This is a genomic window from Legionella lytica, from assembly GCF_044626755.1.
GTDB lineage: Bacteria > Pseudomonadota > Gammaproteobacteria > Legionellales > Legionellaceae > Legionella > Legionella lytica_A.
The window spans coordinates 38467-50889 of record NZ_JBGORX010000001.1; the positions used below are offsets into that span (position 1 = coordinate 38467).

A 12423-nucleotide genomic window follows, 5' to 3' on the forward strand; every position below is an offset into this window, starting at 1 on the left:
TTGGGATGACACTCAAATCTTTTTCTTATTAAGCAATGCGAATAAAGCAGGCAATAAAGAAACAAAAATAATCCCATAAATTACTAAGACAAAATTAGCTTTAACCACAGGGAGTGAGCCTAAAAAATACCCTAAGCTAAGTAAGCCGCCGATCCACAGTAGCGCACTGACTAAGTTATAAAGAGTAAAGTGCACCACCTTCATGGTACCTACACCAGCAACAAAGGGGGCAAAGGTGCGGATGATGGGAAGGAAGCGAGCAAAAATAATAGTTTTTCCGCCGTGTTTTTCATAAAATACATGCGCTTCATGCAAATGTTTTTTATTTAATAACCAAGATTCATTTGCGGAAAAAATACGCGGCCCTAAGGCTCTACCAATAAGAAAATTAAGTTGATTTCCGAGGACAGACGCAATAAAAAGGAGCACAAACAGGATAATTACATTAAATGAATTATCAGGTTGAGCGGCGATACTTCCTGCGGCAAATAATAGTGAATCGCCTGGCAAAAAGGGAGTGACAATAAGCCCTGTTTCACAGAAAATTACTGCAAATAAAGCAAGATAAGTCCAAAATCCATAAGTAGTAACAAAGGTATTTAGATAAATATCAATGTGAAGGACATAATCAATAAGTTGATGTAAGTAGCTCATTTTATCCCTAGGGTTAGGTTAGGATTGTTGATGATTTATCAAAAATCACTCATGAAATTAAGTGCCGAGGGTGGTCCCCGTTTTAGCTTGCCGACGTCCCGTGGCTCGTTCACCTAGCTTAGGCCGCCATACTCGCTGCAGCCATTTTCACATACTTTATACTTTCTTGTCGATGCTCTACCATCCGCCTGGCTCAATGTCATATAATTAAGAGTAGTTTTTAATTTGCATCAAACTAGCGATTTTATTCGGAGCAATCTTTATGCAGACCTTATTTCATTTGGCATTCCCAATTCATGATTTGGCTTTAGCAAAGAATTTTTACCAAGATAAATTAGGCTTTATATTAGGACGTGAATCAGAGCATGCATTAATTCTTAATTTTGGAACTCATCAGATCGTCGCGCATAAAGTTGAAGAACCAGTACCTGTACAGGAGAGTATTTACCCCCGGCATTTTGGTTTAATTTTCCTGGAGCAAGAAGAGTTTCAGACCTTTATTGACAGACTGCAGGCTCAACAGGTCCATTTTGAAATTCCCGTAAAAACACGCTTTGCGGGTACACGTATTGAACATCAATCCTTTTTCTTAAAAGATCCCAGTAATAATTTACTGGAATTTAAATATTATTTTTATGATTCTGCGATTTTTGGTGAGCGAAATTATAAAAAAATTGGGGACACGCTTCTCTAAGGCGCTAGTCTATGTTATTCCTACCGATTATTACAGAGCCGTAGACCGTATTAAATGAAGTAGTAATAGGGGAATGCTATAGCATAAAGCCCATATCAAGCTTCGGTTGAATATAAATTTTTATAATTCTACAATAACGGCCTTTATAGAATTCAGGTAAATCAAGGACGAGTGGTGCTACATTTTCTATTTCCTGTTTGCTTATTCCTCAGCGCAGTTTTGCTGTTCAGTATCCAACCCATGGCTGCGAAGGCTTTATTACCTGTTTATGGTGGCACTCCTGCAGTTTGGACTGTCTGCATGCTTTTCTTTCAGGGAGTATTGTTAGTTGCCTATGGATATGCCGCCTTATTGAGTGTTTTAAAAAATACTAAGACCTGGCGGATAATTCATAGTATTGTTTTGCTATTTAGCCTGAGCGCAATTCCTCTTTTCTTGAAGCCAGCGGTTATAGCTGGGGCACCTGAGTGGAGTATTTTATCTAATTTATTAACTCAATTAGGTTTGCCGCTACTGGTCCTGGGTGCCTCTGCACCTTTATTACAATTTGCCTACAGCCAGACCAAGGCGAAAGGTGCTGCTGACCCCTATTTTTTATACAGTGCGTCTAATTTGGGGAGCTTATCTTCTTTAGTTCTTTACCCTTGGTTAATCGAACGCTTTATCGGATTAAAGGGGCAATTTCACTGGTGGGGGATTGGCTATCTAATCTATATAGGGCTTTTAGTATTAGTGTTTTGTACTCACCGTTTTAATCCTTTGACCTCCGATAGCAAGGGTAGTGCTCCATGGCCTTGGCGGCAGATGGCATATTGGGTGTTTTTAAGTTTTGTCCCATGCAGTTTAATGTTAGGAGTTACTTTATATATTACTACCGATGTTGCTGCGACCCCCTTATTTTGGGTATTACCGCTGGCGTTGTATTTACTGACTTTTATTTTTGCCTTCTCATCCAAGCCTCTAATTTCTTTTAGCTGGTTGGCACAAAATTTTGTTTTATTTTTAGTGTTTACCGTGCTTTGTTTTATTTTAAATGCGAGTCAAGTTCGCGCGTGGCAGAGTATTTTATTTAATTTAGCGAGCTTTTTTATTCTGGCGGTACTCTGCCATCGGCAATTATTTCTAAAAAGACCCAAGCCGCAACTACTGACCTTATTTTATGTCTGCTTAGCTCTGGGTGGTGTTTTAGCCGGAATATTTAATGGTATTTTAGCACCACACTGGTTTAATCAAGTTTATGAATATCCTCTAGCCTTGTTACTTAGTTTAATTGCTTTACCCATAAGCTGGTCTGTAGAGGGGGATGGGAACGTAAAAGCTGTTTATCAACAACAATCAACGTTACAAACAATTAGTATTCCCGTTATCGTCTTGGCTATTTTAGTGGGCCAGTATTGGATTCCAGCTATCCTATGGCCTGGTGGGTTCTCGAATTTTCAAATAGGTGCTATTGTCGCCTTGGCGCTCGCTGCTATTTGGGGGCGAAGTAAAGCGACTCTATTAAGTTCATTGTTTATTTTATTTAGCTTTATTTTTTCTCCTTCTTTGCAAGGGGATAAGATTTTAGTGCAAGAGCGTAATTTTTATGGAGTGAAAAAGGTTGTTGATAAAGGAGGCGATAAACGCGCAGTGCATGCCTTAATTAGCCAATCAACCGTACATGGTTTGCAGTCTATGAGTGATCCCATACCCTTTGGCTTTAGCTCTTACTATGGGGCAATTCAGTCAGTTGTGATGGAGCTTCAACAAGAGTGGCCCTCGATGTCGGTCACGATCATTGGCTTAGGCATAGGCACTATGGCCTGCCAATTTCGCCATACCGATCGTGTTAAGATTATTGAAATTGATGAGCAAGTGATTCAAATTGCTAAAGATCCCCAATATTTTACCTATTTGCGAGACTGTCCGCCCAAAATCGAACTCATCAAAAATGATGGCCGTTTGGCGGTAGAGCAATTAAGGGATGGCTCGCAAAAGCTTTTAATCGTTGATGCTTTTAGTTCAGATGCTATTCCCATCCATTTAATTACGTTGGAAGCCTTTTCATTGTATAAGCAGAAAATCACTGATGAGGGGGCTATTCTGATTAATTTAAGTAATCGCCATTTAGATTTATTACCTGTTATTACTGCGGCAGGGCGTGCTTTGGATCTTATGGTATTGAGTAAAGTGGATCTGGGGAATACGGCATTAGGCCAGTTTGCTTCGCAATGGGCTATGTTGACTATGAATCAGGATTTAGCGTTTAAATTGATGAAGGGTAATGAATGGCATTTTGTGGCGAGTGGCAAACAGGTTTTATGGACTGATGATTATTCAAATATAATTCCGCTGTTGAAGGGCTAGGATAGCCTACTGACGCCATTGTGTGAATGTCTGCTACTTGCTTGGTGCGGATAAGGTAGTAAATTCTTCAGTGTTTTCTTGTTTTATACCTGAGAAAAACCAGTCTCTCAAAGAGAGTTCCTGCTCAATATTTTTTTTCAAAATACAGCGTTGGGAAGGAGGCTCATTACTTTGACGATGTGCTATAGCATCAATTAAAATAGTTTCATTATCGCTCAATAACACGCTTATGGTTTCAAGAAAATGGGTTTGTTGCTCTTCAGTTCTCATCCACTCGCCTATATTGCTTACATAGACGGTATCTATTTGTAGCGCATTTTCTGTTAATAACCGACGGATACGCAAGAATGATTCATGAGCGCAAATACTTTGTGTAAGTACAACGATTTTATCGCCTAAGGCTAAATTTCTAATATAGTTGTAACGTTCCGTTGTAAATAGCCAACTCGTCTCTCTTTGTTGTTCCAATGCAATTTCTTCAAGTACTTCGAAGTGGTCTGGATACTCGTCACTAACATTTAAACTGAATTTTATGCTTTTAGGTGTAATAAAGCCATGATAGGCTTTTTTTTCAAAATTTGTTCTTGAGCCGTCATACTTATTTTTTTTAACAAAGTGAGTCATTTTTTCAATGAACTCATCTTTATTACTACACCTTATTAAATATTTTAAGGTGTAATGCATAAACAATGCATTTTCGGGATTAATGTCACAAATAATCCCTCTAGATGATTCTCTTTGGGCCATAATATCGAAATTATGCCAACCAGAAAAACCGATATGGATGGATTGTGGTATTAGAGGGAGAGAACTCATTTGCGCAAAAACATGTATAAATCCATGTTCATTAGTATTTATATACACTCCTGCTTGATTCGGAAAGGGGAATCGAATTTCGTGATTATCCTGTTTGCGTAAATGTTTGGAAATGGGATCTTGTACAAGAAAAGAAGGTGCCTTATGTGGAACAGGGATATGATGAGGCATCCCTTCACGTAATAATTTATCTATTTTTAACGAAGACATGAAAAAGATACCGTGTACGTTAAATTTTTGCTCATTAATCTAACATAAGATACTTAAGGGAAAATTAATTACTGAGGCAATCATATCCTTCTACGCCTCGCTACAAGTCGGACGAGACGTAAGAAAATAACTGAACGGCGTGGACAAAGAAGGGGCGAAGAGCCCGTTGTTTGCAACCAGGTTTCCTTAAACGGGAAGTAAATCAGGTGCCGCGGGTATGATTGGGTCTGACTCTAACACTCTGCCAAATTTCCTTTCATCTCTAACCAAAGCTTACGATCTCCCGCACGCTTTTTGTTAAGCATCATATCCATGACGGCTTCAGCATTGGCTTCGTCATCCAAGGTAAGCTGAACTAAGCGACGGGTGTTTGGATCCATCGTAGTTTCACGTAATTGGATGGGGTTCATCTCTCCCAATCCTTTGAAGCGTTGGACGTTAATTTTTGCTCGGCTTGTTTGCGTTAAATGTGCGATTAAGCGATTCTTTTCTTCATCATCAAGGGCATAATGAATCACTTTTCCTGCATCAATACGATAAAGAGGAGGCATCGCTACAAACACATGTCCGGCTTGGACTAAAGGTTTGAAGTGACGTAAAAATAAGGCACAGATCAAGGTCGCAATATGCGCACCATCCGAATCCGCATCGGCAAGAATACAGACTTTTCCATAACGCAGACCGCTGAGATCAATAGAGCCTGGATCCACGCCAATCGCAACCGAAATATCATGAATTTCTTGAGAGGCTAAGACATGAGATGAATCCACTTCCCAAGAGTTTAGAATTTTCCCGCGTAATGGAAGTATGGCTTGATAGTCTTTATTACGTGCTTGCTTCGCAGAACCGCCCGCAGAGTCTCCCTCAACTAAGAAGAGTTCGGCTTGGCTGAGATCTGTTTGCAAACAATCCGCTAGTTTTCCCGGAAGAGCAGGACCTTGGCTTACCCGTTTACGTGCTACTTGTTTCGCTTGTTTTAAACGGCGCTGCGCACGATCTATTGCGAGAGAGGCAATTGCTTCACCTTGATTTCGATGTTGGTTTAGCCAAAGAGCAAAAGCATCTTTTACCACATTACTCACAAAGGCGGAGATTTGTCGAGAGCTTAAGCGTTCTTTAGTTTGTCCCGCAAATTGTGGTTCTTTCATTTTTACAGAAAGAACATGGTGACATGAATCCCACAGATCATCGGCGGTGAGTTTAACCCCGCGTGGTAATAAATTTCTAAGTTCACAGAATTCATTCATTGCATCAAATAAGCCGGAGCGTAAGCCATTAACATGAGTTCCCCCTTGAATGGTAGGAATCAAGTTTACATAGCTTTCACTAAAACCAAGGCTTGCGCCATCAGCCCAAACTAATGCCCAATCCACCGTTGCTTCATCACTTTTGAATTCACCTGTGAACGGTTCTTCAGGTAAATAGGTGCCATCGCTTAATGATTGATTTAAATAATCAACTAGCCCATGTTCATAACACCAGGTCGATACTTCATCGCTCGTTTTGTTAACGAAAGTCATTGATAAGCCAGTACATAGCACCGCTTTGGCTCTTAAAATATGGCTGAGGTGTTTTACGGAAATACGGGTGGTATCAAAATACTTGGGGTTGGGCCAAAAACGAATAGTCGTTCCCGTATCTCGTTTTTTAGCCACCCCTGTTTCATTTAATTCACAGAGCTTATCGCCATTTGAGAAGGACATTTGATAAACAATGCCATTACGTTTAATGGTGACATCCAGGCGGTCGGATAAGGCATTAACTACAGATACCCCCACACCATGCAATCCGCCTGAGAAGCTGTAGTTTTTATCAGAAAACTTACCACCCGCGTGCAGACGCGTCATGATGACTTCCACCCCACTTAATCCTATTTGAGGATGGATATCGACAGGCATACCGCGACCGTCATCTTCCACTTCAACAGAACCATCTTCGTGAAGGGTGACGGTGACGCGGCTAGCAAAGCCTGCTAATACCTCATCCACACTGTTATCAATGACTTCTTGAGCCAAGTGATTTGGGCGCGTGGTATCGGTATACATCCCGGGGCGACGTTGAACTGGCTCAAGTCCACTAAGGACCTCAATGGCCTGGGCGGTGTAATTTTCTGACATGACACTTACTCAAATATATATATTAGGGTTTATTTTATCATAGATATGGTAGAGTAGAGGAATATTCATAAGTAATAAAAGATATGGAACATCGGGTAGAAGCTCATTTACTATCAGTCGCATTCAAAGAACCACATAAAACAGTCTCCGCATTGGATAAGTTAAGCTTCGTGCTCCATCCTGGAGAAACCCTGGTATTGTTAGGTGAATCCGGTTGTGGAAAATCATTAACTTCTTTAGCCTTGATGCGTTTATTGCCACATACGGGTGTTTATGGCCTTGATAGCCAAATAAATGTTAACGGAACGGATATCCTCAATTTACCAGAACAGATGATGCGGCAATTAAGAGGCAAGCGCTTGGCAATGATTTTTCAAGAGCCGATGACTGCCTTAAATCCTGTGATGACCATTGGCGAACAATTAGCCGAAGTATTAAAAAGAAAGCAAACCTATTCAAAACACGAGTTAGAGCAGGCCATGTTGGCATTGCTTAACGAAGTAGAAATGCCACAACCGCAAATCAAAATGCATCAATATCCTCATCAGTTATCGGGGGGGCAAAAGCAGCGGGTAGTCATTGCCATGGCTTTGGCGTGTAACCCGGAAATTTTAATTGCGGATGAACCCACTACGGCTTTGGATGTTACGATTCAGGCGCAAATACTCGCTTTATTAAAGAAGCTCCAAAAGAATCATCAAATGAGTATGCTACTTATTACCCATGATTTAGGGGTAGTGAAAGCCATGGCTGATCGCGTTTGCGTGATGTATGCAGGACAGGTAGTGGAGCAATCAACTGCTTATGATTTTTTCTCCCAAGTGAAGCATCCTTATGTGCAACAATTACTGGCTTCCTTGCCTTCATTTGCCAAAAGAGAAGAGCGCTTATCGGTGATTCAAGGCTTTGTTCCTGCTTTGGATGCTTTACCCTCCGGCTGTCGTTTTCATCCACGCTGTCTTTATGCTTTTTCACGTTGCCATCAAGAAGAACCCCAATTACAAGAACAAGAACAACGTCTAGTACGCTGTCATTTATATCCAGAGCGTCAAGAGTTACCGGTTTTAGATGCAAAGAAAATTGCATGGAATGCTGCAGCGCATGAGGCTGAAACTATCTTGCAGGTTACTGATTTATCGGTTGATTTTATTCAAAAAAAAGGTTTTTTTAGTCGAGCTAAAATCTTATTTCCGGCCGTAGATAAGCTTTCTTTTCGTTTACAACAAGGAAAAACGCTCGCTATAGTAGGGGAGTCAGGTTGTGGCAAAACGACTGCCAGCCGTGCATTGCTGCGTTTATTAGCTGTGTCTGGGGGCTCGGTGCACTATCGCGGTCAGGATGTTTTATCGTTGCGAGGCAGGGCATTGAGAGAATATCGTAAAAAGGTACAGATTATTTTCCAGGATCCGTTTTCTTCTATGAACCCCAGGATGAACGTAGGGGAAATCATCGCAGAAGGCATGCGTGCTCAGGGGATGAAACGTTCTTTAATAAATAAGCGTCAAAAAGAGCTGTTAAACCAGGTGAATTTGCCTGCAAGCAGCTTGCACCGCTACCCCCATCAGTTTTCCGGGGGGCAACGGCAGAGAATCTGTATTGCCAGGGCTTTAGCGACGGATCCGGATATTTTGATTTGCGATGAGCCCACAAGTGCGTTGGATATTTCGGTGCAAGCTCAGATTCTTAACCTATTGAAAGAATTGCAGCAGCAGACCGGCATTTCCTATTTATTTATTACTCATAATATGGGTGTTGTTTCCTACATTGCGGATGAGATTTTGGTGATGAAAGAGGGGCGCGCAATTGAGTTTGGACCTTGTGAAAAAATTTTCCATCATCCCGAACATGCCTATACCCGGCAATTGCTCAATGCGGTGTTGGATATTGTTTAGAGCACACGATCTTATTTATTAATTTTCGAATTACCCTGCTTTGATACGGATATTCTCCCCTAATGAATAGTGCTCACGAATTAACCCCGGTGATTCGATATTTAAGTAATGATGGGCAGTTTAGTTTCATTGGAATGTACTGTAATGTAGAAGATGCCTTCTCAAAATTTAAATTCATGCAGTTAATAAATCATTAATAAAGATGATATATGATAGCCCTGCATTGCAAAGAAGCATAACCTGCCTCTCAATATAAATTTAATTCAGGAGTATTTAATGCGTAAATTATTTACCTCATGCATGTTTTTTCTGTTTGCGCTTATTTTTGCAACCGGCGCTAACAGCTATGGTGTTCATGAAGATCATCCTTATGATTTAGCACTTACCAAAGATGTTTATAAATTCTCAGAAGTGTATCAAATCAAATCCCCACTTAAAGAAACTTATCCGGGTTCAATAAAAAAGAGCGCATTTCGTATTCGTACCAACTATGACTTATCCAATAAAGAGGGTTGGCAAGCTACAGGGATTACCCGTGTAATTTCTATGGGTTCTCTCTATCCTTGGGCAACTGATATTGATATTTACGATACACGGGGAATAAAAATTGGCTTGATCGATGGCGACATGGCTACTCTGGAATCAGCTAAATTTAACCTGTACGAATATGATGAATCAGGTAATGCAAAGTACATTGGGAGTGCTTATGCAAATGCAACGTTTGACCGATTTGTTATTCTTGAATCTAATACCAATCCTCATCCCATAGCCGAGTTAAACCGCAATAAGAGCGAAAATAACTGGACGGTTTCCGTACATTATCCTGAAAAAATTGATGACCGAATTGTACGTATTTTTGCAGGTTTTGTTATTGACTTCGAAGATAAATTTTTAGCAACTCCTGAAGAACTAGCAAAAATGAATGCAGCTAAATAATTCAGTGAATATCAGGATGGCTAAGCCATCCTGATGATTTTTTAATTTACATCTTGAAAAAAATATAAATATCACAGAATATGCCGCTTAGAGAAAATGGATTTAAATAGGTTGTATCTATGGACCGAGCAGCAAAGGCATTGGTAAAAAATTATCTAGCCAATTATACGGATGTTCCTAAAGGCACAGGAAAAGTGATTCCACTGGTTGTTATTGAATCAATCGCGATGTGTGTCTCCCATTTAATCTCCATTTATTTAGTTCATTCCTTACACTTTACCACTTTCCAAGTCGGAAAATTAATGTCCGCTTTCTCATTAGGAACCTGCGTGGGCTCCTTAATTAGCGGTTATTTAACCACTAGAGTTTCTGTTGTAAAAGTATCTGCATTGGGGATATTTTTGTATGCCTTAGGATTTTTCTTTCTATCGTCCATAACGACCTATTCCTATTTGCTCGCCATCTTATTTTTATGCGGTATTGGTGGGGTTTTTATGATGATTGCAAATCTCACCGCCCTGATTAAATTGGCTGATAGCGATGCAATGAAAAATCGCATCATTGTGATTCAATCGGTAGTGTTTAATCTTTCTTTTTCCATCAGCAGTTTTTTTATGAGTTACTTTCAAGCAGAGCGTTTGAAGAGTCTTTTTCTGCTGTTTGGATTTCTCCTCTTATTTTCAGCTATTTTTTTACTGACTAAGGATGATGGCTTGGTGATTGAAAAAAGAAAAGTTGATCATGCAGTTAAAAGGAATTTGTCTGCTCTCGGTATGATCATACCCGTTGTGTTTGTTTATGGGATTATTTATTCACTAATTAGAATTTATTTTCCTTTAGAGGCCGTTTCACGCTTCAACAATCCATTTTATTCATGGCTGATTTTATCGCTCAATCCTATGATGCTCATTTTGCTCCAACCATTAGTAATCGGTAAATTACAAGCTAAGGGTAATTTAGTTTTGCTAAGTACTGGGGCTTTCTTTTTAGGAGTAGGATATTTTCTATTTGGAATCACCAGTTATTTAGTATTGAGTTTAATTTTTATCTTCTTTGCTTCCATTGGCGAGATGCTTTTCTCGCCAATTTCTAAAAAAATAGCAGCAACTTCATTTGGTCCTGGGAATGAAGGTTTGGGGCTGGCTACATGGAAAATGACCTATTATTTTAGCGGTGTAATTGGTGCGATTTTTGTAGGATTTGTTGGAGAAAGTTATTCGAATATAAATATCTGGAGTATTTGCATTCCCTTGTCGTTGTTCATTGTGTTCTTTGTATTTTGTTATGGCAAGTTTGTGGACGGGCTGTAGTCCGGATGACGTGACATAGGGGCTATGACTTTGGTAGTTCCTGATCGAGGGAAATTTTTACTCATAAGATTGAGGCGACTTTCTTAATGTTTTAATCGCACCTTTTTTAGACTTTTCATCTAACATCCTTTGTTTGGAGCGCCTGCTCCTTTTTTTCTTTTGGCGTTTTATTTTTTCAATGTGTTGTTGGGCTTTGCTTTTTTCATCACTAACTAAAGAGTGTATTTTTTCACAAAGCCGCATTCTGGCGAAATAACGGTTGTCTTCTCGGCTTCTGGATTCCTGGCATTTTATTTCCAGGCCCGAGGAGGGGTGTTTCAAGTAGACTGTTGAGGCGGTTTTGTGTAGCTTTTGGCCGCCTTTGCCGCTGCCCACAATAAATTTTTCGATGAGTTCTGCTTCAACTATATGGAGTTTATGCATTAACTCTGCGAGTTTGTCCCATTTTTCTTTGGTAACCATGAATGATGTTTTATTTAAAAGCTTGACTCTATGGTACTAAAATAAATAGGCTAAATAAAATGGCTTTATGTTTGGTGAATGAATTATTGTCGCGGCGTGACGGTGAGTTCGTAGTGAGACAAAGTCTGGCTGCGTGGTAATTTGGGTCTTTTGAGCGCACTATTCCAGTAAGCAGAGGCATATCCTAAAATAATTAAAGACTTTAGAATACATAGCTATCCTAATGATATAAAATGATTTTGCATCTATTTAATAGGTGGCTAACAATTAAAACGATGAGAATTTTTATGGACAGACTACGTTATTCCTTTTGGATAAAACTAATAGCGGTTTTTTTTCTTTGTAGTGGCGTGCAAATTGCTAATAGTACCAGAACCTATAGTAAGGATTGGGCGGTGGTAAACATTATTGGCCCTCTATCCGAAAACTCATCCTTTAAATATTATGTGGAACCTCAACTGCGTTTAATTGATAACGCTTCAGTTTTTAATCAATTTCTTTTTTTAGGGGGATTAGGTTATCAATTTAATCCAAACCTAATGTTCTTTGTCGGACCTGGTTGGATTTTAACAAAAACACCAGCAAATACTACGCACACAGAACAACGATGGTGGCAACAGTTAAACTGGCGTGTTGCGAGTGATGCTAATTTTAGCCTTAACAGCCGAACTCGCCTGGAAGAACGACGACAAAGCAATCAATCGCAAACGGCTGTTCGCTTACGTGAACGTTTGTGGTTAAGAGTCCCCTTTAAATGGCGGAATTATTCTTTTTCAACTTTTGATGAGTTTTTTTTCAACCTAAACCATCCTCAATGGACTTCACCTTACTTTTTTGAACAGAATCGAGCATTTATCGGAATTGCCAAGCAGCTTTCTAAATCAACTGTGATGGACCTAGGATATTTGCATCAAAGCATTCATTCACGTAACCATGAGACAAGTAATGTAATCTTGCTTAGCCTCACCATGATTAACTAAATTGAA

The 12423-nt window shown here is 39.7% G+C and carries 10 protein-coding genes; 6 read left to right on the plus strand and 4 right to left on the minus strand.

Annotated features, from left to right (window positions below; genetic code table 11):
• Positions 1 to 12: 12 nt before the first annotated feature.
• Complete coding sequence (locus ACD661_RS00185; RefSeq protein ID WP_400185429.1) at positions 13 to 654, minus strand: DedA family protein; 642 nt, start codon at positions 652 to 654, stop codon at positions 13 to 15.
• A gap of 262 nt (positions 655 to 916) precedes the next feature.
• Here ACD661_RS00185 and ACD661_RS00190 point away from each other — a divergent pair, with 262 nt between their 5' ends.
• Both ACD661_RS00190 and ACD661_RS00195 read left to right on the plus strand, forming a co-directional pair.
• Positions 917 to 1348, plus strand: a complete 432-nt coding sequence (locus tag ACD661_RS00190; RefSeq protein ID WP_400185431.1) for a VOC family protein — start codon at positions 917 to 919, stop codon at positions 1346 to 1348.
• A gap of 174 nt (positions 1349 to 1522) precedes the next feature.
• Positions 1523 to 3694: a fused MFS/spermidine synthase gene (locus ACD661_RS00195; RefSeq protein WP_400185432.1), complete on the plus strand. Its 2172-nt coding sequence runs from the start codon at positions 1523 to 1525 to the stop codon at positions 3692 to 3694.
• 33 nt (positions 3695 to 3727) lie between these two features.
• On the opposite strand, the gene ACD661_RS00200 is transcribed toward ACD661_RS00195, so the two are convergent.
• Both ACD661_RS00200 and parE read right to left on the minus strand, forming a co-directional pair.
• On the minus strand, positions 3728 to 4720 hold the full coding sequence (locus ACD661_RS00200; protein WP_400185433.1) for an LIC_10091 family protein: 993 nt from the start codon (positions 4718 to 4720) through the stop codon (positions 3728 to 3730).
• Between the two features lie 233 nt (positions 4721 to 4953).
• Positions 4954 to 6837, minus strand: a complete 1884-nt coding sequence (parE, locus tag ACD661_RS00205) for a DNA topoisomerase IV subunit B (RefSeq protein ID WP_400185434.1) — start codon at positions 6835 to 6837, stop codon at positions 4954 to 4956.
• 83 nt (positions 6838 to 6920) lie between these two features.
• On the opposite strand from parE, the gene ACD661_RS00210 reads away from it, so the two are divergent.
• The 3 genes from ACD661_RS00210 (at position 6921) to ACD661_RS00220 (ending at position 10975) form a co-directional block, all read left to right on the plus strand.
• Positions 6921 to 8729: an ABC transporter ATP-binding protein gene (locus ACD661_RS00210; protein WP_400185436.1), complete on the plus strand. Its 1809-nt coding sequence runs from the start codon at positions 6921 to 6923 to the stop codon at positions 8727 to 8729.
• Between the two features lie 276 nt (positions 8730 to 9005).
• Positions 9006 to 9665 (plus strand): hypothetical protein, encoded by a 660-nt coding sequence (locus ACD661_RS00215; RefSeq protein ID WP_400185438.1) that lies wholly within the window; start codon positions 9006 to 9008, stop codon positions 9663 to 9665.
• Positions 9666 to 9892: 227 nt separating this feature from the next.
• A complete protein-coding gene (locus ACD661_RS00220; RefSeq protein ID WP_400187194.1) occupies positions 9893 to 10975 on the plus strand; it encodes an MFS transporter in 1083 nt (360 codons plus the stop codon).
• A 57-nt stretch (positions 10976 to 11032) separates the two neighbouring features.
• On the opposite strand, the gene ACD661_RS00225 is transcribed toward ACD661_RS00220, so the two are convergent.
• Complete coding sequence (locus ACD661_RS00225; RefSeq protein WP_400185440.1) at positions 11033 to 11437, minus strand: peptide chain release factor family protein; 405 nt, start codon at positions 11435 to 11437, stop codon at positions 11033 to 11035.
• A 287-nt stretch (positions 11438 to 11724) separates the two neighbouring features.
• On the opposite strand from ACD661_RS00225, the gene ACD661_RS00230 reads away from it, so the two are divergent.
• Entirely contained in the window at positions 11725 to 12417 is a 693-nt protein-coding gene (locus ACD661_RS00230) for a DUF2490 domain-containing protein (RefSeq protein ID WP_400185442.1), read from the plus strand.
• Positions 12418 to 12423: the final 6 nt, after the last annotated feature.